At 72.3% G+C, this 23,199-nt stretch carries 24 protein-coding genes; 14 read left to right on the top strand and 10 right to left on the bottom strand.

Features of this window, described 5'->3' with window-relative positions:
- Positions 1-17: 17 nt before the first annotated feature.
- Positions 18-788 (bottom strand): FadR/GntR family transcriptional regulator, encoded by a 771-nt coding sequence (locus DMB66_RS16550; protein WP_199752403.1) that lies wholly within the window; start codon positions 786-788, stop codon positions 18-20.
- Positions 789-944: 156 nt separating this feature from the next.
- On the opposite strand from DMB66_RS16550, the gene DMB66_RS16545 reads away from it, so the two are divergent.
- The 4 genes from DMB66_RS16545 to DMB66_RS16530 all read left to right on the top strand — a co-directional run bounded on the left by DMB66_RS16545 (position 945) and on the right by DMB66_RS16530 (position 5,133).
- On the top strand, positions 945-2,210 hold the full coding sequence (locus DMB66_RS16545) for an ABC transporter substrate-binding protein (RefSeq protein WP_125804967.1): 1,266 nt from the start codon (positions 945-947) through the stop codon (positions 2,208-2,210).
- A 118-nt stretch (positions 2,211-2,328) separates the two neighbouring features.
- The gene (locus DMB66_RS16540; protein ID WP_233624602.1) at positions 2,329-3,162 is read left to right on the top strand and encodes a carbohydrate ABC transporter permease; all 834 of its coding nucleotides are present in this window, start codon (positions 2,329-2,331) and stop codon (positions 3,160-3,162) included.
- Positions 3,162-3,989, top strand: a complete 828-nt coding sequence (locus DMB66_RS16535; RefSeq protein WP_125804966.1) for a carbohydrate ABC transporter permease — start codon at positions 3,162-3,164, stop codon at positions 3,987-3,989. Before DMB66_RS16540 ends, DMB66_RS16535 begins: the two co-directional genes overlap by 1 nt.
- A gap of 1 nt (position 3,990) precedes the next feature.
- Positions 3,991-5,133, top strand: coding sequence for a mandelate racemase/muconate lactonizing enzyme family protein (locus DMB66_RS16530; RefSeq protein ID WP_125804965.1), 1,143 nt, complete (start codon positions 3,991-3,993; stop codon positions 5,131-5,133).
- A 36-nt stretch (positions 5,134-5,169) separates the two neighbouring features.
- Here the strand turns inward: DMB66_RS16530 and DMB66_RS16525 are convergent, their stop codons facing one another.
- On the bottom strand, positions 5,170-6,114 hold the full coding sequence (locus DMB66_RS16525) for an expansin EXLX1 family cellulose-binding protein (protein ID WP_125804964.1): 945 nt from the start codon (positions 6,112-6,114) through the stop codon (positions 5,170-5,172).
- 67 nt (positions 6,115-6,181) lie between these two features.
- Here DMB66_RS16525 and DMB66_RS16520 point away from each other — a divergent pair, with 67 nt between their 5' ends.
- Positions 6,182-7,060 (top strand): hypothetical protein, encoded by an 879-nt coding sequence (locus tag DMB66_RS16520; RefSeq protein ID WP_125804963.1) that lies wholly within the window; start codon positions 6,182-6,184, stop codon positions 7,058-7,060.
- 21 nt (positions 7,061-7,081) lie between these two features.
- On the opposite strand, the gene DMB66_RS16515 is transcribed toward DMB66_RS16520, so the two are convergent.
- Entirely contained in the window at positions 7,082-7,702 is a 621-nt protein-coding gene (locus tag DMB66_RS16515) for a TetR/AcrR family transcriptional regulator (RefSeq protein ID WP_125804962.1), read from the bottom strand.
- 120 nt (positions 7,703-7,822) lie between these two features.
- On the opposite strand from DMB66_RS16515, the gene DMB66_RS16510 reads away from it, so the two are divergent.
- Entirely contained in the window at positions 7,823-9,505 is a 1,683-nt protein-coding gene (locus DMB66_RS16510) for an MFS transporter (protein ID WP_199752401.1), read from the top strand.
- Between the two features lie 16 nt (positions 9,506-9,521).
- Here the strand turns inward: DMB66_RS16510 and DMB66_RS16505 are convergent, their stop codons facing one another.
- Positions 9,522-10,505: a helix-turn-helix domain-containing protein gene (locus DMB66_RS16505; RefSeq protein ID WP_125804960.1), complete on the bottom strand. Its 984-nt coding sequence runs from the start codon at positions 10,503-10,505 to the stop codon at positions 9,522-9,524.
- 63 nt (positions 10,506-10,568) lie between these two features.
- Here DMB66_RS16505 and DMB66_RS16500 point away from each other — a divergent pair, with 63 nt between their 5' ends.
- Positions 10,569-11,549, top strand: coding sequence for an aldo/keto reductase (locus DMB66_RS16500; protein WP_125804959.1), 981 nt, complete (start codon positions 10,569-10,571; stop codon positions 11,547-11,549).
- A gap of 72 nt (positions 11,550-11,621) precedes the next feature.
- Here DMB66_RS16500 and DMB66_RS16495 read toward each other — a convergent pair whose 3' ends face one another.
- From DMB66_RS16495 to DMB66_RS16475, 4 genes are all read right to left on the bottom strand, one after another.
- Positions 11,622-12,224 (bottom strand): class I SAM-dependent methyltransferase, encoded by a 603-nt coding sequence (locus tag DMB66_RS16495; RefSeq protein ID WP_125804958.1) that lies wholly within the window; start codon positions 12,222-12,224, stop codon positions 11,622-11,624.
- A gap of 93 nt (positions 12,225-12,317) precedes the next feature.
- Entirely contained in the window at positions 12,318-13,856 is a 1,539-nt protein-coding gene (locus tag DMB66_RS63745; RefSeq protein WP_233624601.1) for a hypothetical protein, read from the bottom strand.
- A gap of 313 nt (positions 13,857-14,169) precedes the next feature.
- On the bottom strand, positions 14,170-14,850 hold the full coding sequence (locus DMB66_RS16480) for a class F sortase (RefSeq protein ID WP_125804957.1): 681 nt from the start codon (positions 14,848-14,850) through the stop codon (positions 14,170-14,172).
- Positions 14,847-15,668, bottom strand: a complete 822-nt coding sequence (locus DMB66_RS16475) for a DUF4397 domain-containing protein (RefSeq protein ID WP_125804956.1) — start codon at positions 15,666-15,668, stop codon at positions 14,847-14,849. The genes DMB66_RS16480 and DMB66_RS16475 overlap by 4 nt, the downstream gene beginning before the upstream one ends.
- A 144-nt stretch (positions 15,669-15,812) precedes the next feature.
- Here DMB66_RS16475 and DMB66_RS16470 point away from each other — a divergent pair, with 144 nt between their 5' ends.
- Entirely contained in the window at positions 15,813-16,385 is a 573-nt protein-coding gene (locus DMB66_RS16470) for an RNA polymerase sigma factor (RefSeq protein ID WP_125804955.1), read from the top strand.
- Complete coding sequence (locus tag DMB66_RS16465) at positions 16,339-17,034, top strand: anti-sigma factor (RefSeq protein ID WP_125804954.1); 696 nt, start codon at positions 16,339-16,341, stop codon at positions 17,032-17,034. The genes DMB66_RS16470 and DMB66_RS16465 overlap by 47 nt, the downstream gene beginning before the upstream one ends.
- A gap of 231 nt (positions 17,035-17,265) precedes the next feature.
- On the opposite strand, the gene DMB66_RS16460 is transcribed toward DMB66_RS16465, so the two are convergent.
- Positions 17,266-17,910: a response regulator transcription factor gene (locus tag DMB66_RS16460; protein WP_255440779.1), complete on the bottom strand. Its 645-nt coding sequence runs from the start codon at positions 17,908-17,910 to the stop codon at positions 17,266-17,268.
- 20 nt (positions 17,911-17,930) lie between these two features.
- A complete protein-coding gene (locus DMB66_RS16455; RefSeq protein ID WP_125804952.1) occupies positions 17,931-18,782 on the bottom strand; it encodes a sensor histidine kinase in 852 nt (283 codons plus the stop codon).
- A gap of 109 nt (positions 18,783-18,891) precedes the next feature.
- Here DMB66_RS16455 and DMB66_RS16450 point away from each other — a divergent pair, with 109 nt between their 5' ends.
- From DMB66_RS16450 to DMB66_RS16430, 5 genes are all read left to right on the top strand, one after another.
- Positions 18,892-19,605, top strand: a complete 714-nt coding sequence (locus DMB66_RS16450; RefSeq protein WP_125804951.1) for an ABC transporter ATP-binding protein — start codon at positions 18,892-18,894, stop codon at positions 19,603-19,605.
- The gene (locus DMB66_RS16445; RefSeq protein WP_125804950.1) at positions 19,602-20,276 is read left to right on the top strand and encodes an ABC transporter permease; all 675 of its coding nucleotides are present in this window, start codon (positions 19,602-19,604) and stop codon (positions 20,274-20,276) included. Before DMB66_RS16450 ends, DMB66_RS16445 begins: the two co-directional genes overlap by 4 nt.
- Positions 20,273-20,800 carry a hypothetical protein gene (locus tag DMB66_RS16440; protein WP_125804949.1) on the top strand — a complete coding sequence of 176 codons (528 nt, stop codon included), beginning with the start codon at positions 20,273-20,275 and terminating at the stop codon, positions 20,798-20,800. The genes DMB66_RS16445 and DMB66_RS16440 overlap by 4 nt, the downstream gene beginning before the upstream one ends.
- 84 nt (positions 20,801-20,884) lie before the next feature.
- Positions 20,885-21,985, top strand: a complete 1,101-nt coding sequence (locus tag DMB66_RS16435; protein ID WP_125804948.1) for a serine hydrolase domain-containing protein — start codon at positions 20,885-20,887, stop codon at positions 21,983-21,985.
- A 95-nt stretch (positions 21,986-22,080) separates the two neighbouring features.
- On the top strand, positions 22,081-23,199 hold the full coding sequence (locus DMB66_RS16430) for an ABC transporter substrate-binding protein (protein ID WP_125804947.1): 1,119 nt from the start codon (positions 22,081-22,083) through the stop codon (positions 23,197-23,199).

Genomic DNA, 23,199 nt, shown 5'->3' with positions numbered 1-23,199 from the left:
GATCCGCCAGCCATCCCCTAACGGTTCAGGCGCACCGGATCGCCCGGGCCGGTCCGCCGGACCAGCCAGGCGTCGGTGATGTGGCTCCACATGGCCGACGCGGCACCGTCGGGATCCTGGGCGGCGACGCGCTCGTAGATGCGGCGGTGGCCGAGGTTGGACGCCTCGCACAGCGCCCGTTCGGGCCGGCCCATGTATCGGGCGATGGTGATGACCTGGCTCTCCAGCGACCGCACCACGGCGCGGGCGATGCGATTCCCGGACGTCCGCATGATCGTGTCGTGGAAGGCGCGATCGTGCTCCTCGTAAACGACGTGGTCGTCGACGAGCTCGTCCATGCGGTCCACCAGCGCGCGCAGCTGCTCGATCGTGTCCGGCCCGGCCAGCCGGGCGGCGACATTCGCCATGTCGGACTCCAGCACGCGCCGGGTGGCGACGAGGTCGTCGAGGATCTCCAGGCCGTCGTCGTCGGCGATGGTCGCCGCGAGGACCAGCTCGTCGAGCATGTCCCACATCGCCGGCGGATTGACCATGGTGCCGGCGCCCTGGCGGACCTGCACCAGCCCCTTCTCCTGGAGGATCTTCACGGCCTCCCGAACGACGGTCCGGCTCACCGAGAAGGTCTCGCACAGGACGGGCTCCGGCGGCAACGACGTCCCCGGCGGGTGCACCCCGCGGACGATGCGCTCCACCAGCTCTCCGGTGAGGGCCTTGCCGAGGCTGGCCGGTCGCCGCACCCAGCCGGGGGACTCCGATCCGGCCGGTGTCGTCTGCCAAGGTGCCGCCATGTTCCCTCCACCGGCCCGCCGCGGGCGGTGCCACGCGTCCTACGCGGCATACCCTAGCGCACTGTCTTGACGGCAAACATCATACGAGTTATGTTTCGCCTCACTTCGCCGCGTCGGCCGGTGCGCCGGCCAGCCCGCCATTGAGAGTGAGCAGCCATGAAGCAGCGTGCACTGTGGTTGGCCGTCCTGATCGGGAGCCTGGTGTTGACCGGGTGTGGAAGCGCCTCCAGCAAGAAATCCTCGACCAGCGGCTCGGCCGGCAAGATCGTGGTCTGGGACTGGAAGTCGAGCGACAAGACGGCGACCAACTACGTCGCCAAGGCGAAGGCCGACTTCGCCAAGAAGCACCCCGGCACCACGGTCGAATTCGTGGCTCAGCCCTTCGATCAGTACTACACCCTGCTGGGCGCCGCGATTCAGTCCGGCAAGGGCCCCGACGTCATCCTCTTCAACGGCGGCGGCCAGCTCCGCGACCGGGCGGACTCGCTTCTTCCGCTCGATGAGTACGTGGCGCCGGACAAGTCCCGGCTGGCCGGCTGGGACGCGTTCGGCAAGGACGGCAAGATCTACGCCGCGCCGATCACCCTGCAGGGTCACCCGATCTACTACAACAAGACGTTCTACGCCAAGGCCGGCCTCGACCCGGGCAAGCCGCCGGCCACCTGGGACGCGATGATCAGCGCCTGCGCCGCGATCAAGAAGGCCGCCGGCGTGCCCTGCTTCTCCCAGGGCAACAAGGAGGGCTACGGCATCCAGTTCTGGATGTCGGGCATGGGCTCCGGCATCCTGTCTCCCGACGAGTACGACAAGTGGATCGCCGGCGAGCGGAACTGGAACAGCCCGAACGTGCGGAAGCTCTTCGCGCTGTGGCAGGAGGTCAACGACAAGGGCCTGAACACGACGGGTCCGAACTCCACCGCCATGTTCATGGACGCCTTCACCAAGTTCGAGGGCGGCAAGGCCGCGAGCATGATCGGTCTCATGTCGGACGTCGGGGGCTGGCATGAGATGAACCCGATCCTGGGCGCCGACAACCTCGGCGTCATGCTGGCACCGGTGGTCACCGCCGGCGCCGCTCCGAGCCTCGCCTACGACGGCGGCGTCGGCTACGGCGTGGCGAAGTGGACGAAGGACCCCGCCCTCGCGGCGGACATGGTCCGGTCCCTGACGAGTACCGACGCGCTGGCCGCGTACTCCACCGACGCCGGCTCCATCGCCTCCGACACCACGGTGACGGTCACCGACGGCGGTCCCGCCGCGGCCGCCATCAGCGCGGAGATCAAGGACGGCAAGCCGGCGCTGCACGTGGCGCTCTCCGCCAAGACCCAGGACGTGATGGGCCGGGTGTCCCAGCAACTGCTGGCCGGCGAGATCACCGTCGACCAGGCCGTCAAGCAGCTCGCCGCCTCGGACAAGGCCTGAGCCCGTGCCGACCGGTGACTCACCCCTGTTGGTCCGCTCCGCTCCGGCGGGGCGGGCCGACCAGGCGCCAGCGGCTCGCGGGCCCGGACGGCCGCTCGGTGAACGGCTCGCTCCCTTCGTGCTCGTCGCGCCGGCGCTGCTGATCATTGTCGTCTTCCGGCTGTGGCCGCTGCTGCTCGGCGTCAACTTCTCCTTCACCGGCGACGGCGACCAGAACGGGATGCGGGTCGGCCTGAGCAACTACGCCGAGCTGTTCGACGATCCGGTCTTCCGGACGGCCCTGCGCAACGTCGGGCTGCTCGTGCTGCTGCTGCCGGTCGCGGTCGCGATCCCGGGCCTGCTGGCCACGTTCATCTTCCTGCGGGTGCCCGGGAACCGGTTCTTCCGCAGCGTGTACTTCTTCCCCGCCGTGCTGTCGCCGGTGATCATCGGCGCGATCTTCAACCTGCTGCTCTCCGTCGACGGCCCGCTCAACGCCGTCCTCGGGTTCGTCGGGCTGGACCCGGTGGACTGGCTCGGTGACTCGTCGGTGGCCATCTTCTCGGTGGTCGGCGTGCACATCTGGGCCACCTTCGGCATGGGCCTGGTGGTCTTCCTGTCCGGCTTCGCCACGCTGGACCCGACGCTGCTGGACGCGGCCAGGGTCGACGGCGCGTCGACGCCCCAGGTCATCCGGCACGTCATCATTCCCGGCCTGTCCCGCACCATCCAGTTCGTGTTCGTGACCACCATGATCGGCATGCTGACGTCGATGTTCGGCCTGCTGTTCGTGATGACCAGCGGCGGTCCCGGCGGGTCGACCTACCTGCCGGAGTACTACATCTGGATCCAGCAGGGCCAGATGAGCCGGCCCGCGCTCGCCTCGGCCGCGTCGACGGTGCTCTTCCTGGTGATGCTCGTGGTGGGGCTGGCGCAGATCGCGATCCTGCGCCGCGGCCTGAAGGAGGACTGATGCGCGGATCCCGGCTGGGCAAATGGGTGATCGCGGCCGGCATGGCGGCGCTCGCGATCGCCACGATCTACCCGATGCTGTTCACCGCCAACGTCGCGATGAAGACGCGGCGTGAGTACATCTTCGACCGGTTCTCGCTGAGCTCCGCGCTGCGCTGGGACAACATCAGCACCGCGTGGGAGAGCGGTGGCATGGCGCGATACTTCGTCAACTCGCTCATCGTCGTGACCGGCGCCGTCGCCCTGCTCCTGCTGATCGGCTCGATGGCCGGTTTCGCCATGAGCCACCTGCGGTTCCGTGGCTCGCGGGCCCTGTTCCTCGGCTGCCTGGCCGCGCTGTTCGTACCGTTCCAGGTGATCATGGTGCCGCTCGCCCGGACCATGGCCGACACCGGCCTGATCGATACCTACCCCGGGCTGATCCTCGCCTACGTCGCGCAGTTCCTGCCCTTCACGATCTACCTGATGACCAGCTACTACAGCAGGATTCCCAGCGAGATCGTGGACGCGGCCAGGATCGACGGCAACAGCCCGTACGGCGTGTACCGCCGGATCATGCTGCCGATGGGGCGCCCCGCGCTGCTGTCGGTGGGCGTGCTCAACGCCCTGTTCTGCTGGAACGACGTGCTGATCGCCCTGCTGATGACGCCCTCGCCGGAACGCCGGACCCTGATGGTCGGCGTCACGTCCCTGCGCGGGCAGTACACGTCCGACATTCCCCTGTTCGCCTCGGGAGTGCTGATCGCCGCCGTGCCGGTCCTGGTGATCTACCTCTTCCTGCAACGCCAGATCGCCGACGGTGTGACCGCCGGTTCCATGAAGGGCTGACATGCGCATCACCGGGTATCGGACGCTGACCACGGTCCAGCGATGGGGCCGGCCCGTCGGTGACGCCAACGGGGTCTACCCGGACGGGGTCATCGCGGTGCCGATCGTCCTGGTCGAGACCGACGCGGGCATCACCGGGGTGGGCCTGGGCTCGCACGTGGAGATCGAGGCCATCTTCGCGGCGATCGAAGGCGAGGATCCCCGCTGCGTGACCGCGCTGTACGACCGCATGCTGCGGCAGACCTTCAAAGCGGGCCACGCGGGGCCGGTGTTCGGCACCATCGGCACGCTCGACAGCGCCCTGTGGGACATCAAGGCGCGGGCCGCCGGTGAACCGCTCTGGCGGCTGCTCGGCGGGCGCGACCGGCGGGTGCCGGCGTACGCCTCGGGCCTGGACATCGGCCTGACCGACGACGAGCTGGTCGCGACCTACCAGGTCTACGCCCGGCACGGGTTGCGGGCGGCCAAGCTCAAGGGCGGCCTGGACGTCGACCGGGACCGGCACCGCCTGGCGCTGGTGCGGGACGTGCTGACCGAGGCCGCGGGCGGAACTCGGCCGGGTCTCATGCTTGACGCCAACGAGTGCTGGACCCGCAAGCAGGCGGTCCGCCACGTCCGCGAGATCGAGCGCACGATCGACCTCACCTGGGTCGAGGAGCCGGTGCGGCGGTGGGACGCCGAGGGCCTGGCCGCGGTCAGCGCCGGGGTCCGGGCCTCGGTCGCCACCGGCGAGAACCTCACCGGACTGGAACAGTTCCGCCCGCTGCTGGCCACGGGGGCCGTCGACATCGTCCAGACCGCCGCGGTCTGGGGCGTCACCCACTTCCTGCGGGTGTCCGCCCTGGCGCACGCCCACGACCTGCCGGTCAGCCCGATCGGCACCACCCCCGTCGGGCTGCTGCACGCCGCGACGTCCGTGCCGAACCACATGGTCAGCGAGCTGCAGGATCTGCTGCCGCCGGTGGGGGTGTCCGCCGACCTGTCCGTCGAGGACGGCGCGTTCGTCCTGGGGGAGTCGCCGGGCCTGGGCATCACGATCGACGAGGTCGCTGTCGCGGCCGCCGGCCATCGACCGGACGCCGTGCCGGCCGACGGGCCGGGTGTCCGGCCGGCGGCCGCGGGACGCCGGCTCCTGGCGGTCTGATGGCCCGGGCCGCCCGTCCACCGGGACGGGGCGGGCTCAGTGCCGGTCGAACTGCTCGCGGGTGGGCTGCACGACATCGGGGGAGATCGCGACGCCGGTGAAGGTCAATCGCTGTCCGTAGATGTCGGTGACCCGGATCGCGTCGCCGCATCCGTCGCCGCGGTCCGAGACGAAGTAGTTGAAGCTCTCCCGGGGCAGTCGCCGCCAGCCGCCGCCGGCGCGGACCTCCAGCCGCGCCACCGCGTTGCGGTGGTTGATCACCTGAAGGGCGCACCACCACCGGCTGGACCCGGTCTTGTACCGGATCGAGATCTTGGTGGACAGGTCGGGACTGAGCAGCTTCCAGGTGATCGGCACCTCGCCGAGCGAGGGCTCGGCCAGCTTGGCGAACGCCTGCGGGCTCAGGTCGATCTGCCCCGGCGCGCAGGGCAACGGGCACAGGTTGGTGATCCGGACCGTGACCGAGGCTCCGTTGGCCGCGCGCACCCGCACATACGCCCCGCAGGCCTTGGCCGACTCGTAGTCGGTCTGGTTCATCGCCGCGATCATCATGTCGTCGGCCGGGCCGAACAGGCAGGCGCCGTCGCCGTTCCCGGCGTCGTAGAAGGTGGCTTTCCCGCGGTAGGTGACGTTGGGTCGGATCCGTCCCGCCAGCGGCGCCGAGCCGGGCCTGGCCGACGGGCTGCCCGTGGCCGACGGCCGCGCCGCCGCGGCGGAGGCGGGAGGCGTCGTGGCCGGGGACCGCACCGCGGGCGCGACCGACACCAGGACGCTGCCGGACGCGCCGGGCGCCGGGATGTCGGCGAGCGGCACGGCCGGTTCACGCCCGGCGGCGTCGCGGTGGGGGAGGGACGTTCCCAGCCAGAGCGCGGCCAGCCCGACCACAAGGGCCGCTGCCGCCCCGATGAGCCATCGCCCGCGCACCAGGCCTCCCGCCGGGATGACGTCCATGGCGCGCGGTGGCACGCCAGCGGTGATCATGCCAAAGCCCGCTGACCAGGGCAAGATCGTGGTGACGGTGTGGCGGCCGGGCCGTAGCCTCGGCGTTGTGACCAGTTTCGATGGCGGCGGTTTCGCCGGCGACGACCCGCACCCCGATGGGCCGGGTCGCCGCGCCGCCGCGGCCGGCGGTCCCGGGCCGCACGACGACGATCCGGTGCGGCTGGCCCCGCCCGCGGACCCCTGGCTGACCGAGGCCTCCACCTCGGCCCTCGGCGACGCCGCGTCGGTGCCGGGCCCGGATGAGCCGCCGCCGGCCGACACGACACCGTTCGCCGGCCCGGCACCGGCGGGCGACGAGGCACCGCACGCCGGCCCGTTCGCCGGCATGGCACCGCATGCCGGCTCGGACGCCGGTTGGGCGGGCGGGACGCCACCGCGCCGCCGGGGCCGCCGCGCGACCCGCTGGGTGGTGGCGGTCCTCGCCGCGTGCGCGCTGTTCGTCGCCGGCATGCTCGCCATCGACCAGTTCGGCCCCGACGACGGCAGCGACGCCCAGGGGCCGGGCCCGGCCACCGAGGTGACCGCGCCGCTGCCCACCCGTACCGGCAACGGGCAGAAGCAGACACCCACCGCGACCGGCGGCCCGTCGGAGAGCCCAGCCGGCGCGGCCGGGCCGGCCACCTCCGCGAACCCGGGCTCCCCGGAGGTGGTCTACCAGGTGACGGCCAGCGGATCACGCAACGTGGGCAGCGTCACCTACACCGATCAGGACGGCGACATCATCCGCCTGAGCGGGATTCCCTTCCCGTGGCGCATGACCTTTCCGAGGGGGGAGCGCAAGCCGCTGATACTCAACGCGCAGCGCAAGCGTGGCGGCGATGCCGGACCGGTGACCTGCACCATCACCCTGGACGGCAAGCTGCTCAGCTCCACCACCGCCGAGGGCAGGTACGCCTCAGCCCAGTGCAGCGGTTCCGGCCGCTGACCACGCCGCACCGGGCGGAGATCAGCGTTCGGTCCCGGCGCTCAGCTTCGCGACGAGTTCGGTGGCCCGGGAGGCGGGCACGCCCGAGACGGTCAGCATGGTGACCGCGGCGGCCGGGCCGGCCGCGTCGGCCTCCAGCAGGCCGTCGTTCACCGCTTCCATGAGGGCGATGAGCATCTGCTCGTGGAGGAACGTCAGGGCCCGTGCCGACAGCGGGGACGTGAACAGGCCCTGATCGAGGCCGTGCTGAAGCATCTCCACGGACGCTTCGCGGACCGGGGCGAGGCGATCGCGGATGCCTTGCACGGTGACGCTGCGCTGGGCGAGCGCGACGAGGATCCGGTAGCGGTCGGCGACGTCCCAGACCGCCAGCGTGGAGCGCACGAGCGACTCCGCCGGGTCCGCCACGCCTTCCAGGCCCGTCATGTTCGCCGCCGCGACCATCTCCACGGCGCCGTCGAGCAGGGTGCTGATCAGCGCCTCGCGGCTCGGGAAGTGCGCGTACACCGTGCGGCGGACAACGCCCGCCGCGCGCGCGATCTGGTCCATGGACGCGTCCGGGTCGCGGAGCAGCTCGGCGAGGGCGACGTCGAGGATGCGCCGGCGGTTGAGGTCGGCGCGGCTGCTGTCACGCGGGTTCATGGCTGCACTCTACGCAACTTGCACAGTGGTGTGCAATGAAGTAACTTGCACACCACTGTGCAAATGCACAGCGGTGTGCAAATACTTGAGGAAGGGCGGCTCCTGCCCATGCGTCTCGTCATGAACGAACCGGTGGAGAAGATGGCCGGGCCCTACCCCCGGCGCTGGTGGGCGCTGCTGGTGCTCTGCCTGAGCCTGTTGATGATCGTGATGGCCAACACCGCCCTCACGGTCGCCGCGCCCTCGATGACGGCGGACCTCGGCCTGTCCAGCAGCGACCTGCAGTGGGTCATCGACGGCTACACCATCCCGTACGCCGCCCTGATGCTGCTGTTCGCCGCGATCGGCGACAGATACAGCCGGCGCGGCGCGCTCATTCTCGGGCTCGTCATCTTCGGCGGAGGCGCCGTGCTGGGCGCACTCGTCGACGGCGCGGTGGGAGTCATCGCGGCCCGCGCCGTGATGGGCGTCGGCGCGGCGCTCATCATGCCGGCCACGCTCTCCCTGCTCGCCGCGACCTTCCCGCGCGCCGAGCGGACCAAGGCGATCACCCTGTGGACGGCCACCGCCGGGTTCGCCATCGCGGCCGGACCGCTGGTCGCGGGCCTGCTGCTGGCGCACTACACCTGGTCGGCCACGTTCCTGATCAACGTTCCGGTGGTCGGGCTCGCCGTCGTCGGCGCGCTGGTCCTGGTGCCGCCGTCCCGGGCCGTGCGGCAGCACCGGATCGACTACATCGGCGGGCTGTTGTCGGTGGTGTGGATCAGCGCGCTGGTCTACACCCTCATCGAGGTCCCGTACTCCGGCTGGGACACCAGGGCGATCACGGCCACGGCCGTCGCCGGCGCCGGGCTCGTGGCGTTCGTGCTCTGGGAACTCCGCCACCCGCACCCGCTCCTCGACATGCGCCGCTTCGCCAACCGCCGGTTCACCGGCGCCAACCTCGCCGTCGTGCTGTTCTTCCTGGTGGTCTTCGGCGCCTTCTTCTACCTCACCCAGTATCTGCAGTTCGTCCTGGGACACGACGCGCTCGCGACCGGCCTGCGCATGCTGCCGCTCGCCGGGGCGGTCTTCGCCGGCTCCGCGCTGACCGGCTATCTCACCCCGAAGCTCGGCATGCGGATCACGATCCTGGTCGGCATGCTCGGCGGCACGGCAGCGCTCGTGCTGCTCACCCAGGTCGACGCGGCATCCTCGTACGGGGATCTCGTGGCGCCCCTGATCATCCTGGGACTCGCGATCGGCCTGGCCCTCGCACCCTGCACCGACGCGATCATGAGTGCCTTCCCGGAGTCGGAGCTGGGCGTGGGCAGCGCGGTCAACGACACCTCGACGGAGCTCGGCGGCGCGATCGGCATCGCCATCCTCGGCTCGCTGCTGTCCACCTCGTACGCCGCACACCTGTCCGACGCCACCACGGGCAGCCGGCTCCCGGCCGAGGCGTTGAGCCAGGCACAGGACTCGGTCGGTGCCGGGTACGCCGTCGCCCGGGACATCGGCGACCAGGCGCGGCAGCTCGGGGAGCGGGCCGCGACCGCCGGCAACGCCGAACAGGCCGCGCAGCTGAAGACCCAGGCCGACCAACTCGCCGACGGCGCACGGCAGATGGCCGAGGCGGTCGGCTCCTCCTTCGCCGACGCCGTGGCCTACACCAGCCTGGTCGGCGTGGTGATCCTGGCGGTCGGCACCGTGCTGGTCGGGATCCTGCTGCCGCGCGACAAGCGCACCTCCCGGAATACCGCCGGGCACCAGCCCGACGCCGGGACCGACCGGAAGACCAGGGCGTGCAGCGCGGCGCTGTGACCAGCCCCGGTGGGGATCAGCCCGCGCCACCACCCAGCTGCTCGCCCAGTCCCGTGCGCAGGTATTCCAGCTTCCGCCCGACCCGCGAGCCGGCGATCAGGCCCGCGTCGCGCAAGGTGGTCAGGTGATGGGACGCCGTCGCCGCCGCCAGGCCCAGCTCCGCCGCCACCTCGCCGGTGCTGTGCGGCACCGCCAGTAGGGTCAGCACCGCCGCGCGGGTCGGGCCGAGCAGCGCCGCCAGCGCCGCCGACGGCGCGACCCGCCCGGTGCCGTCCCACAGCGTGCCGTAGCCCCGCGGCGGATACCACAACGCGCGCCCCTGCGTCGGCTCCGTCATCGCGAACACCTTCGGCCCGGCGAAGCCCGACGGCATCAGCGTCAGCCCGTGGCCGTCCAGGCCGAAGTCCACCGCGTCGTCGCCGTGCCCGATCCGCAGCGAGGTCTCGTCCCAGCTCAGTGTCGGGTGCAGGGACCGAACCAGGGCCCGGGGACCGTCCTCGGCCGCCGACCGGGCGCGGTGGGCGATCTCCGCCTCGGCCGCCGCGCGCAGCCGCGGCCAGTACGGCGCCACCGCCAGCTCGAAGTACTGCCGGATCTCCCGCAGCAGCACCGCGAGCCCGCCCGCCGGATCCCGGTCGAAGCGCGCGATGACCGGCGGCACGTCCGCGATCCCGCGCCACGCGTAGGCCACCTCGGCCGCCACCTGATCGAGCGGGGTGGCCGCGACCGTCGCGAGCTCGTCGCGCAGCAGGGGCCGGGCGACGGCGGGCACCGGGGTCAGGAAGTCCGGCATCCAGCCGCGCGGGCGGGCCAGCACCGCCCGGAAGGTCTCCAGCCGGGCGGCGGCCAGCGCCGGGCGCACCTGGGCACGCCACGAGGCGTACATCCAGAACTGGTCCGGTTTGGTCAGTGCCACGCTGCTGGCGATCACCTCGACCATCGGGGAGTGGGCGAACCGGACGCCCGCGAGGTCGGCGGGGGCGAATGCGAGCCGGATCATTCGACCATTCGAGCACGGTCGAACGGCTCGGGCCAACGCGCCGGCGACCTTACGGTTTCCGCCATGCGATACGTTCAGCTCGGCCGTACCGGTCTGCGGGTCAGCCGGCTCTGCGTCGGCACCATGAATTTCGGCTGGCAGATCGGCGAGCCGGAGTCGCACGCCGTCCTCGACCGCGCGCTCGGCGCGGGGATCAACTTCGTCGACACCGCCAACATGTACGGGCGGGAGACCGGCGACGGGCTCAGCGAGCGGTTCATCGGGAGCTGGTTCGACCGGTCCGGCGCCCGCGACAAGGTCGTGCTCGCCACCAAGGTCTACCAGCCGATGAGCGACTGGCCCAACGACGGCGGCCTCTCCGCCCGGCACATCATCGCCTCCTGCGAGGCGTCGTTGCGCCGGCTGCGCACCGACTGGATCGATCTCTTTCAGCTGCACCACATCCAGCGGGACACCCCGTGGGAGGAGATCTGGCAGGCGATGGAGACGCTCACCGGCCAGGGCAAGATCCGGTACGCGGGCTCGTCGAACTTCGCCGGCTGGCATCTGGCCCGGGCCCAGGCCGCCGCCGACCGGCGCCACTATCTGGGGCTGGTCAGCGAGCAGCCCAAGTACAACCTGCTCACCCGGCACGTCGAAATGGAGGTGTTGCCGGCCGCCCGGGAGCTGGGCATCGGCATCCTGCCGTACTCGCCGCTGCACTTCGGCGCCCTGTCCGGCGCGCTGCGCAAGCAGCGCGAGGGGATCGCCGGCCGCAGCGTCCTGCACGCGCCGGAGCGGGTCGAGCCGCACCGCGCGGCGCTCGAACAGTTCGAGAAGCTGTGCGCCGGGCTCGGCCAGGAGCCGGCCACGGTCGCGCTGGCCTGGCTGCTGTCGCGGCCCGGGGTCACCGCGCCGGTGCTCGGCCCGCGCACGCCTGAGCAACTCGACCTGCCGTTGCTCGCGCTCGACACCGAGCTCTCCGCGGCGACCGTGGACGAGCTGGACCGGATCTTCCCGCCCGTCGGCAACGGCGGCCCGGGCCCTGAGGCGTGGGCGTGGTGACGGGGGCACGCCTCAGGGCCCGTTCGCCGGTGCCAGGCGAGCGGCGAGCCGAGCGGCGCCGCGCGGCCGGTGTCAGGCGGGTAGCTGGGCCAGGGCGAAGATCTGGCTCTCCGGCGGGGTGCCGGTCGGGGTGAACAGCACCGTCTCGATGCTCTCGACGCGGAAGCCGGCCTCGGTCAGTCTCTCGGCGAGCTGGTCCTGCGGGTAGCCGGTCACGAACACCGGCACGCCGAGGAACTCCACCGGCAGGCTGTCGGCGTCCAGGTCGACCATGCCCAGCGCGAACCAGCCGCCGGGCTCCAGGTGGTCGGCGATCTTGGTCAGGGTCTGCTTGATCTCGGCGCGGCTCAGCATGAGCAGCGAGAAGAACGCGGTGACGGCCCCGAAGGTGCCGAGGTCGCCGTTCAGCTCGCGGAAGTCCGCGCGCACGAACTCGGCGGCCGGAACCTGCTCGCGGGCCAGCTTGAGCATGCCCTCGGAGATGTCCACGCCGACGACGCGGTGCCCGGAGCCGGTGAGGATCCGCGCGGTCGGCACGCCGGTGCCGCAGCCCAGATCGAGGATCGGCGAGGTCACCGGCACCAGCGCGGCGACCTTCTCGACCAGCGCGGCCTGGAACGGGTTGTGGCTGTGCTCGCCCTGGTAGAGCTCGGCGAGCTGATCAAATGCCTCCATGCGCGCAACCTACCGGTTCGGAACACCCAAGATCTAGCATCTGAGGTCCTGAGTGGACTCGGCGGCCGGTGGCGGGCCCGAACCGTACCGCTGTCAGTCCCGGTCGACCGCCCGGCGGCGCCGGGTCGCGCGGAGCACCACCACGCCGCAGAGCATCAGCAGCGCCCCGCCGATGATGAACGTCATCGAGTTCGCGCCGGTCAGCGCCAGCTTCGAGTCGTCACCGGTCTGCACGTTCTGCACCGCCTGCAGGTCCGGCGCGCCGTCGTCGCTGTCGTCCGCCACGACGTCGGCGGCCGGCTCCTCGGTGGCCGGGGCGATCCGCTTCTTGGTGGTGGCCGGCTTGGTGGTCTCGCCGTCCACGGCCTGCGCCTGGTCGTCCGCTGCGGCGTTGTCGTCGTCGGCCGGCTCGTCGTCGCTCGCCGTCGCGGGCTTGGTGGTCTTGGCCGGCTTCGGCGCCTCGGCGTCGTTCCTCGGCGGGATCGTCACGGTGCCGGTCTTGGGCGGCGTGGCGCCGTCTCCGGTCCGCGGGGTCGCGGTGGCGCCGGGGGTCGGCTCAGCGCCGTCGTCCCCGTCATCGTTGCCGCCGTTGTCCCCGTTGCCGTTGTTCCCGTTGCCGTTGTCGCCGTCATCGTTGCCGTTGTCGCCGCCGTTGTTCCCGCCGTTGCCGTTGTTCCCGTTGCCGCCGTTGTTCCCACCGTTGTCGCCGTCGTCGTCGGCGGGCGGTTCCTCGTCCTGGTCGCCGCCCTCGACCTTGACGCGCACCGCGTCGAAGGCCGGGGTCTGGTTGGCGCGCTGCATCATCGGTACGCGGTGCGAACCGTCACCGGCCCACGAGGCGCACTGCGCGATGCCTTCCTGCGGCAGCCCCGGCACCCGGATGGTCACGGTGTCGGGCTGCGCGCCGCCGCGCTTGTCCTCGGTCGCCACGAAGAACGCCGGCGCCGGCGCCGGGTCGACCGCCTCGCTGGTGCTGGACAGCATCCGGCAGGCGGTGTGGAAGTGGCCGCGGACCAGGCCCTCGGCGGTGAGCAGCGAGCTCTCCACGTAGTAGCCGCCCTGCCCGGCCGCGAGGAAGCGGTCGCGGACCAGGTTGCGGGTGCTGACCTTCAGCGTGAACGGGGTGTTCGCCTTGACCGACTTGGGGAATTCCGTGATCAGCAGCGTCGGGTTCCTGCTCTGGTCGCCGACCTCACCGAATTCGGTGGAGACGCAGCGGTTGCCCTTCTGGAAGCCGTCGTGCGCGTCCAGGTCGCTGTCCTCGCAGCTGTTCGCGAGAATCTGCAGTCCGTTGACCTGCTTGACCTTGGTCTTGCCGGTGACGCATTCCTCGACGGGCTTCGGCGCGGGGGCCTTCTCACCCTTGGCGAGCTGCCCGTCGCCCTTGTGCTGGACGTCGCCGTCCTTGTCGGTGTAGGTGCCGACCTTCGGGTCCGTCGCGGCGTTCTTGCCGGCCGGCGCGGCCGGTGCGGCGGCGGGGGCCTCGCAGGCCACGGTCTTGCTCTCGTCCGCGTTGGAGATCTGGGTGATACCGATCACCCCGCCGAACGCGACCAGTACGGCGACTGCGGCGATGATGCGACGGTCCGGGCCCCGGCGTTGGGCGGCCCGACGACGTGTCGGCCTGCGCATGGGTGGCACCTCTTCTGTAACCGTTTGGTGGCGGATTTTCCGGCCCCACCAGGTCATGTGCCGTTCTGGGCGGTGCCGGCATGCAGAGGTTAGGAGCAGCCGCCATTTAACACCAATTTCCCAGCGAAAATTGAGGCTTTCTTGAGCCCAAATTAATGCAAAAATATGGGTCCCATTCCGAACTCCCGACCTCCCCCGTTCGGTCGATGTCCGACCTCCACCGAACGGTGGAGGTGCGGGGGAGGGGGATCGGTGCGGTGAGCCTACCGGCGGACAACCCGCCCGGGCGTCACCCGGGCGGGTGGATCAATGGTCAGGACGTCGGTTTCGCCGTGACGACGATGTTGTCCCGGTAGTGCCGGGTCTTCGCGTCGAACGGCCCGCCGCAGGTGATCAGCGTCAGCCGGGGCGCACCGTCGCGGGCGAAGTACCTGTCCAGCGGAATGCGCGTCTTGCGATAGCGCTCACGGGCCACCACCTCGAAGGCGCGGTCCGCGCCGTCCGGACCGGCCAGCGTCATCGTGTCGCCCGGAGCCAGGCGGCTCAGCCGGAAGAAGGCACCCCTGCCCTGGTCCGCGCTGTCCACGTGACCCGCGACGACGATCGACCCGGCCCTGGCGGTGACTCCCGGGCCGAAGCGGTACCAGCCGACCCGGTCGACGCTCGGTGGGACGGCGAGCTCACCGGTCTCGGCATCGACGCCGACGGCGGCGACGGTGACATCGAGCTTGAGCGCGGGGACCCGCAACCGCGCCGGAACGACCTCGTCGGCTGGTGCCGCCTCCCGGGGAGCAGCCGACGAGCCGGTCGGCGCGGCCGGGGCCGACGCCGCGGCCGGCGCTGACTCAAGGGCGGCGACCGCGGTGCCGCCGACAGTCGGCTCGGGCCGCGACCGGTATGCGGCCACGCCCGCCACGACGATCACCACCAGCCCGCAGCCGATGAGGAGCCGGGCGCGCCCCTCGCGGGACGCGCCCGACGATCCGAGCGTCATCGGCTGCCCAGCACCGACCGGCGCGCGCCGAGGGCCAGCATCAGCAGACCGGCTGCCGCGATCCCGTACCAGGCGGGGCTCAGGCCACCATCGGCCCGGCCACCGCTGCCGCTGGGCACGCCGCCCGGTGCGGAGTGCAGCCCGGTGATCGACTGCGTCACCAGGTCGAGGGACTTGTCCTCGGCCGAGCCGACGGCGTAGACGATCGTCGCGGTGCCCTCCTTGAGGTTCAGGTCCGCCGGCCCGACGGCCACGGTGTCGGTGCCGGCCAGCACGACATCGGCCTCGACGTCGCCCGCGGGCAGGTCGGCCTTGGCCTCCTTCGGGTTGGTCAGGTTCTCGAAGACCGGCTCGCCGGCCGCGCGCACGTCGACGGCGGGGGCCGCCGCGGTGTGCCGCACGATGATCCGGGCCTGGCCGGCGTCGACCTTGCTGACGTCGTTCGGGAACGGGGTCAGCGTCGGCGTGCCGTCAGCGCTGAGGTGCGCCACGAGGCTGATGTTCGCACCGCCCGGGATCTCCGCGTCGTCCACCTTGAGCAGGGCCTGACCGATGTCGTCGCCGGGCTTGGTCAGCACGAGGTCGTAGCTGCCCTCCGCCAGCGACAGCGGGCCCGCGACCTTGCCGGGTGCGAAGTCCGGCAGGGTCTTCTCGCCGTTGACGTAGACATCGACGTTCTGCCCGGGAATGCCGTGCACGACGGAGACCTGTGAGGTGGCGGCGAAGGCCGGGGTCGCGGTCAGCGCACCGAGACCGCAGAAGGTGACCAGTGCGGCCGCGCCGACAGCGGTGCCGCGACGCAGGGGCAGGAAGCGCATCGAATTTCTCCTTGCGAGTTCGTGGTCGGTCGGACATCCGGTGGTTTCGTTCGGCTCGTAGCGGCTAGATGCATCTGAGAAAAATTGATCCCGGTGCGTCCACGGCGCGGTGAGGGAGCGAATGAGCAGGTGGAGAGGAGGCCGATGAGTCCCGACGACGAACTCGCCGAACGCTTCCGGGCCGGCGACGAGCAGGCGCTCCGCCTCGCGTACGACCGCTTCGGCGGGGCGGTGCTCTACCTAGGCGTACGCCTGCTGGGCAACCGCGCCGACGCGGAGGACGTCACGCAGACGACCTTCGTGGCGGCCTGGCAGGGTCGCGCTACGTTCGATCCGGAACGTGGTGGGATGCTCGGCTGGTTGCTCGGCATAGCCCGGCGCAAGGCGGTCGACCGGCTGCGCTCGGCGGCCCGCGAGGAACGGGTGGCCACGACGGTCCGGGCCCAGCCGGTCGCGGAGGAGGAGAGCCCTGAACGGGTGCTGGATCGACTGGTCGTCGCCGATGCACTGGCCCGGCTGCCCGCCGAGCAACGACGCAGCCTGGAGCTGGCGTTCTACGACGACCTCACCCATCCGCAGATCGCGGCCCTGACCGGCCTGCCGCTGGGCACGATCAAGAGTCACATCCGGCGGGGCATGGCGAATCTACGGCGACGGTGGGAGGTGGACGGTGCGGCATCTGGATCCCGATCGGCTGGTCCTACTCGCGCTCTCTGAGCAGGCGGCGGACACCGACGAGGCCGTCCACCTGGCCGAGTGCCCAGGGTGCGGCGCGGAAATCGACGAGCTTCGGCACGTCGCCGAGCTGGGTGCGGAGACGCAGGGCCTGCGGGCGCTGCCGCCGCCCCCCGATCGGGTCTGGGCCGGTATCGAGGCCGCCGTCAGCGCTCCCGTGCGGCAGCCGGCGCGGCGTGCGCGGCGCTGGGTCCTGCCCGCGCTGACAGCGGCGGCGGCGGCGGTGCTCGCTGTCGCCGGCACCGTCACGGTGCAGCGCTTCATCGACCGGCCGGCGCCGCCCGCGGTGACCGCGAAGGCGAACCTGGCCCGGCTGGGCGGTGCGCCGCCGGCCGCCGGGGGTGCGGCGGAGGTCATCGCCGGTGACCGGCTCCGGCTGGACGTGCGTGACCTGCCGCTGACCACCGGATACTACGAGGTCTGGCTGATCGACCCGGACAACCCGGCCAGGATGTTGGCGATGGGCAACCTCTCCGGCGCCGCGCTGTCCGGCGCCGCCGACGTGGTGCTGCCGTTGCCGCCGGGCGCGGACTTGAACCGCTACCGGCTGGTTGACGTGTCGGCGGAGGCGTACGACGATAACGCCGCGCATTCCGGCAAGAGCCTGCTGCGCGGCATGCTCACGAACTGAGCGCGGCGACGGTGCCGGAGCCGCACCAGCGTGAGCTGGCTGTCCCGGCACCGCCGGGGCGGTTCCCGCGAGATCCGGCCGCGCCGCGCGGCGCGGCCGGGCAAGCGCGTCGACCACGTGATGGCGGCCTGCAGCGACGCGGAGCCGGCCCTGGTCCGCCGCTTTCTGGCGGGTATGAACGAAGCCCTGTCCGAACGCCGCGCCGCGCTGCGATCGGCGGACTGGGGAGCCTCAGCGTGGTCGCGGCGTGACCAGGCCGGCGTCGTAGGCGGCGATCACCAGGTGCGCGCGGTCGCGGGCGGCGAGCTTGGCCAGCAGATGCGACACGTGCGTCTTGACCGTCTTGATGGAGATGATCAGTCGCCCGGCGATCTGGTCGTTGGACAGCCCGCGCCCGATCAGCGTCAGCACCTCGGTCTCCCGCGCGGTCAGCGGCTGCGGCGCCGGCCGGGGCGGCGTGCGTGGCACCGCGACGTAGTGCTCGATGAGCCGGGTCAGGATGGACGGCGCGAACAGCGACTCGCCGGCGTGGGTGCGGCGGATCGCGGTGATCAGGTCCTCCGGCCGGGCATCCTTGAGCAGGAAGCCGGAGGCGCCGGCGTGCAGCGCCTCGTGCACGTACTCGTCCAGTTCGAACATGCTCAGCACGACCACCCGGGTCGCCGCCAGCTCCGGGGCGGCACAGATCCGCCGGGTGGCCTGCAAGCCGTCGAGCCGGGGCATCCGGACGTCCATCAGCACCACGTCCGGCCGGGTCCGGCGGGCCACGGCGAGCGCGTCGGCGCCGTCACCGGCCTGGCCGACCACGGTGAGGTCCGGCGCGCTGTCGATGATCATCGCGAGGCTGCGGCGCAGCAGCGGCTGGTCGTCGACCAGCAGCACCCGTACGGGGCCGGTCACGCGCCGGCCCGGTCGGGGATCCGCGCGACCACCCGGAAGCCGTTCTCCACCGGGCCGGCGTGCAGGGTGCCGCCGAGCCCGGCCGCCCGTTCGCGCAGGCCGTCGAGGCCGTGCCCGGCGCCGGGTGTGCGCGGCCACGGGCCGTCCGGGCCGCCGTCGTGCACGGTCGTCACCACCGTGTCGCCGTCGCGGTACACATGCACCCGCACGTCGCTCGGCCCGACGTGCCGGGCCACATTGTGCAGCGCCTCCCGCACCGTCCGGCAGACCGCCACCTGCACCCCCTGCGACACCGCGCCGACCGGATCGAGCGTCAGCCGGGCCCGCACGCCGGTGGCCCGCGCGCCGGACACGATCGCGGGCAGCCCGCCGAGGTCCTCCATCGGCAGCCGCGGCCCGGCGTCGCCGGCGGTGCGCAGCACGGTCAGCATCCGGCGCAGCTCGGCGGTGGCGTCGCGGCCGGCGGCCTCGATGTCGGCCAGCGCCGCCGTGGCCTCGGCGGGATCGCCGTTCAGGCGGGCAGCCGCGGCGCGCACGGTGATCAGGCCCAGGCCGTGCGAGACGATGTCGTGCAGGTCCCCGGCGAGGCGCAACCGCTCCGCCAGCACGGCCTCCGCGGCCGCCCAGCGGGTCAGCCGGGCCTCGTACGCCACCCGGTCGGTGTGGCTGCGCCGGATCGCCCAGGCCGCCAGCGCGATCGCGCCCACGGCGATCAGCGACGGCATCACCACCGCCAGCACGCCCTCGGCGCCGGTCAGGAGCAGCATCAGCGCCAGCACGACCAGGGCCACGCCGGTGACCGGCCAGACCCGGGACCGGCGGGCGGGCCGCTGCCGTACCTCCTGCACCCCCGCACCCTACGTGCGCGCCACGCGCCCGGCGTCGGACCAGGGTCCGATATCGCGGTCCGGTCCCCGGTCCGATGTGGCCGGGCCGGGCCTCGCCTTCACTGGTGGCGTGATCACCATCGAGCACGTCACCAAACGGCGCGGGCGGACCACGATCCTGTCCGACGTCGGCTTCACCGCCCGGCCCGGCCGGGTGACCGGCTTCCTCGGCCCGAACGGCGCCGGCAAGTCCTCCACCCTGCGCATCCTGCTCGGCCTGGACCGGGCGCAGCAGGGCACGGCGCTGATCGCCGGGCGGCCCTTCGCCGCGTGGCGGCGCCCGCTGACGGTGGTCGGCGCGCTGCTCGACGAGGGCGGGGCGCACCGCTCCCGCACCGGCCGCGCCCACCTGCGCTGGGTCGCCGCCAGCAACGGGCTGGCCCGCTCGCGGGTGACCGAGGTCCTCGACCTGGTCGGCCTGGCGGAGGCCGCCGGCAAGCGGATCGGCTCGTACTCGCTGGGCATGGGCCGGCGGCTCGGGCTCGCGGCGGCGCTGCTCGGCGATCCGGCGATCCTGGTGCTCGACGAGCCGGTGAACGGCCTGGACGCCGGCGGCATCCGCTGGATGCGGGAGTTCCTGCGCCGGCGGGCCGCCGAGGGCGCGACCGTGCTGCTCTCCAGCCACCTGATGGGCGAGCTCGCCGAGACGGTGGACGACGTCGTCGTCATCGACCGGGGCCGGATCATCGCCGACGGGACGCTGAGCGAGGTCACCGGCGCGCATCCGAGCCTGGAGGACGCCTACTTCGCGCTCACCTCGGCCGGGACGCGGGGGCTGCGGTGAGGGCGGAACTGCTCAAGCTGGCCGGGTTGCCGGCGGCGTGGGTGGCGGCCGCGCTCGGCCTGGTCATCCCGTCGCTGCTGGTCACCCTCAACTCGCGGGCCGTGCCGGCCGGGACCGACACAGGCTTCCTGGAGCTCACCGTCGGCGTGCTCGGGCCGCTGGTGCTGGGCACGATCGCCGCCGGCAGCGAGTACCGGGGCGGGCAGATCAGGACGAGCCTGGTCTGCGTGCCGTCGCGGCTGCGGTTGCTGGCGGTCAAGGCCGGCGCGGTGACGCTGACCGTGGCGGTGATGTCTGCGCTCAGCGCGGTGCTGACGTTGGCCCTGGCCGGGGCGCTCACCGGCGGGGCCGGGCCGCGGATCGCCGGGGTGGTCGTCTACTGGGTGCTGGGCGCGCTGCTGGCGTACGGGATCACCCTGCTGACCCGCAGCGGCGTCCTGCCGCTGACCGTGCTGATCGTGAACACCACGGCGGTCTCGTTCAGCTACCTGCTGACCAAGGTCACGCCGCTGGCGGCCTACCTGCCGGACCTGGCCGGCGCGCGGATGTACCTGCACGACATGGACACCCCGGGCGACCTGGCCCCGGTCACCGGCGGCCTGGTCATGGCGGCCTGGGTCGCGGCCGTGCTCGGCGCCGCCGGGTACGCCTTCCACCGGCGCGACGCGTGACCACGGCCCGGGCCGAGCTGCTGAAGCTGGTGACCCTGCCCGCCCTGGCGCTGACCGTCGGGCTCACCTGGGGGCTGACGGCGCTGCTCGCCCTCGTCGCCGACGACGCCGACCCGATCCCGTACGTCCGGGCCGGGTTCCTGGTCCTCGGCGTGCTCGCCGCGTCGTCGGAATACGAGGGCGGCCAGCTCCGCACCACGCTGCTCGGCGTGCCCCGCCGCGCCCGCCTGCAGCTGGCCAAGGCGCTCGTCCTCGCCCTGGTCACCACCCCGGTCGCGGTTGTGACCGTGCTCATCGCCGGCACCGGCGACGCCGCCTACCTGGTCCTGATCACGCTGCTGGCCGGGGGAGTGGCGACAGTGCTGCGGCACGCCCTGGCCGGGGTCGTGGTGGTGCTCGGCTACTACTACGTGCTGGGCCCGTTCGTCCGGGACCGCTTCGACGACGGCCTGTGGCTGCCGGCCGCGTGGACCCTGGTGATCCTGCTCGCCGCGGCCGCCGCGGTCGTGCGCAGGGACGCCTGACGGCGCCGCGCGGGCCGCCGCGTGGCGGGGGAGACTTCCGCACCCGTTTTGCGTCACGATGGGGGAGGTGGAAGGAGGCCTCCGATGTCGCTGGTGCAGGGAACGGTCGCCCCCGGCTACGAGAAGGTCCGCGAGTGCTTCGCCGCCGAGATGGCCCGGCTCGGCGAGCTCGGTGCCCAGCTGGCCGTCTACCGGCACGGCCGCCCGGTCGTCGACCTCTGGACCGTCGACCCGGAGGCGCTGACCGGGCTGCTGTCGGTGACCAAGGGCGCGGCGTTCCTGGTCGTCGCGTTGCTGGTGCAGGACGGCGTCATCGACGTCAACCGATCGGTGCGGCACTACTGGCCGCAGTTCACCCCCGACGTGACCGTGCGTGAGTTGCTCGGGCACCGGGCCGGGCTGATCGGCGTGGACGGCGGGTTCGGCCCGGCGGAGCTCGCCGACGACCGGATCATCGCCGAGCGGCTGGCCAAGCAGCGGCCGTTCTGGCAGCGCGGCTCCGGCTACGGCTACCACGCGCTGGTCATCGGGGCGCTGACCGGGGAGATCGTGCGCCGGGTGACCGGCCGGTCCCTGCAGCAGACCTACGAGCAGCGGGTGCGGGCCCCGTACGGCATCGATCTGTATCTGGGGCTGCCCGCCGAGCTGGAGCCGCGGTTCCACCCGCTGCGGCCGCCCGTGGGCCACGACCCGGGACCGGATCCGGCGAGCCTGACCGGCATCGCGCTCAACCTGCACGCCGACCCGCCGACCGATCTGACCGTTTTCGCCAACAGCCGGACGGTGCGCGCGCAGGGACAGGCGTCGGCCGGTGGTGTTGGCAACGCGCGCGGCATCGCGCGGTTGTATGCTGCGGCTCTGTCGGGCCTCAACGGCGGGGAACCGCTGCTGCGCCCGGCGACGACCGTCGATTTCGGCACCGCCGGCGGCCCCGCCCCGGACCTGCTGTCCGGAGGCCCCGGCAACCAGTTCGGCCTCGGCTTCGAGGCCATGACGACGCCCTACCCGTTTCTCGGCACGGCCGCGTTCGGTCACTACGGCGCGGCCGGTTCCCTCGGCTTCGCCGACCCGCGCAGCGGCGTCGCGTACGGCTATGCCCGTGATCGTCTCGCCCAACCCCACGGCGGCGGCGCGGTGGAGAACGATCAGTTCGTGCCGGCTGTCATTCAGGCCGCCGACACGTGATCGTCGACTGTCGACCGCTCGCCCGACACCCCGTACTCTCATGATCCACAGCGGTGTCGCCCCCACGGCGGCGCCGATGATTTGGAGGAACCACAGTGCGGACCCTTGCCAGAACCGCCGCGGCCCTGCTGGCGGTCACGACTTTCGCCGGCCTCACGGCCTGCTCCCCGCCCGAGAAGGAGAGCGCCTCCACCGGCACCGGCGCGGCCACCGCCGCCAGCGCCGCCGACCTCGGCGGCATGGACGCGCTCATCGCGGCCGCCAAGAAGGAGGGCCAGCTCAACGTCATCGCGCTGCCGCCGAACTGGGCGAACTACGGCGCGATCATCAAGGCCTTCGGCGACAAGTACGCCATCAAGGTCAACTCGGCCCAGCCGGACGGCTCCAGCCAGGATGAGATCAACGCCGCCGACCAGCTCAAGGGCCAGGACAAGGCGCCCGACGTGTTCGACCTCGGCACCGCCGTGGCGCTCGCCAACGTGGCCAAGTTCGCCCCGTACAAGGTGGCCACCTGGGCGGACGTGCCGGACGCGCTCAAGGACCCGAACGGCGCCTGGACCAACGACTACGGCGGCAACATGTCGATCGGCTACGACAGCGCCAAGGTGCCCGCCCCGACGAGCGTCGCCGACCTGCTCAAGCCCGCGTACAAGGGCAAGGTCGCGCTCAACGGCGACCCGACCCAGGCCGGCGCCGCGTTCGCCGGCGTGCTGATGGCGGCGCTGGGCAGCGGCGGCTCCGCCGACGACATCGCGCCCGGCGTGGAGTTCTTCGGCAAGCTGAAGAAGGCCGGCAACTTCCTGCCGGTCGACCCCAGCCCGACGACCATCGAGTCCGGGCAGACCCCGGTCGTGCTCGACTGGGACTACCTCAACGTCGGCCAGGCCGCCAAGCTGGCCAGCTGGAAGACCGTGGTGCCGGCCGGCGCGGTCACCGGCTCGTACTACCACCAGGCGATCAGCAAGGACGCCCCGCACCCGGCCGCGGCCCGGCTCTGGCAGGAGTTCCTCTACTCCGACGAGGGCCAGAACCTGTGGCTCAAGGGCAACGCCCGGCCGGTGCGCCTGGAGGCGATGGTCAAGGCGGGCACGGTCGACCAGACCGCGTACGCCGCGCTGCCCAAGGTGGAGGGCACCCCGGTCTACCCGACCGAGGCGCAGACCACCAAGGCCAAGGAATACCTGGCGGCCAACTGGGCCAAGGCCATCGGCTGA

It is taken from the genome of Actinoplanes sp. ATCC 53533, assembly GCF_003947245.1.
Note: the sequence above shows the minus strand (reverse complement) of the source record. Positions and strands in the feature narration are given on the sequence as shown.

Bases quoted from the DNA above. Each gene is read 5' to 3' on its own strand.
- DMB66_RS16550 (WP_199752403.1), bottom strand. From the start codon at position 788: ATGGCGGCACCTTGGCAGACGACACCGGCCGGATCGGAGTCCCCCGGC.
- DMB66_RS16480 (WP_125804957.1), bottom strand. From the start codon at position 14,850: ATGACGCTCGGATCGTCGGGCGCGTCCCGCGAGGGGCGCGCCCGGCTC.
- DMB66_RS16530 (WP_125804965.1), top strand. From the start codon at position 3,991: ATGCGCATCACCGGGTATCGGACGCTGACCACGGTCCAGCGATGGGGC.
- DMB66_RS16525 (WP_125804964.1), bottom strand. From the start codon at position 6,114: ATGATCACCGCTGGCGTGCCACCGCGCGCCATGGACGTCATCCCGGCG.
- DMB66_RS16505 (WP_125804960.1), bottom strand. From the start codon at position 10,505: ATGATCCGGCTCGCATTCGCCCCCGCCGACCTCGCGGGCGTCCGGTTC.
- DMB66_RS16500 (WP_125804959.1), top strand. From the start codon at position 10,569: ATGCGATACGTTCAGCTCGGCCGTACCGGTCTGCGGGTCAGCCGGCTC.
- DMB66_RS16470 (WP_125804955.1), top strand. From the start codon at position 15,813: ATGAGTCCCGACGACGAACTCGCCGAACGCTTCCGGGCCGGCGACGAG.
- DMB66_RS63745 (WP_233624601.1), bottom strand. From the start codon at position 13,856: ATGCGCAGGCCGACACGTCGTCGGGCCGCCCAACGCCGGGGCCCGGAC.
- DMB66_RS16510 (WP_199752401.1), top strand. From the start codon at position 7,823: ATGAACGAACCGGTGGAGAAGATGGCCGGGCCCTACCCCCGGCGCTGG.
- DMB66_RS16495 (WP_125804958.1), bottom strand. From the start codon at position 12,224: ATGGAGGCATTTGATCAGCTCGCCGAGCTCTACCAGGGCGAGCACAGC.
- DMB66_RS16435 (WP_125804948.1), top strand. From the start codon at position 20,885: ATGTCGCTGGTGCAGGGAACGGTCGCCCCCGGCTACGAGAAGGTCCGC.
- DMB66_RS16535 (WP_125804966.1), top strand. From the start codon at position 3,162: ATGCGCGGATCCCGGCTGGGCAAATGGGTGATCGCGGCCGGCATGGCG.
- DMB66_RS16545 (WP_125804967.1), top strand. From the start codon at position 945: ATGAAGCAGCGTGCACTGTGGTTGGCCGTCCTGATCGGGAGCCTGGTG.
- DMB66_RS16515 (WP_125804962.1), bottom strand. From the start codon at position 7,702: ATGAACCCGCGTGACAGCAGCCGCGCCGACCTCAACCGCCGGCGCATC.
- DMB66_RS16475 (WP_125804956.1), bottom strand. From the start codon at position 15,668: ATGCGCTTCCTGCCCCTGCGTCGCGGCACCGCTGTCGGCGCGGCCGCA.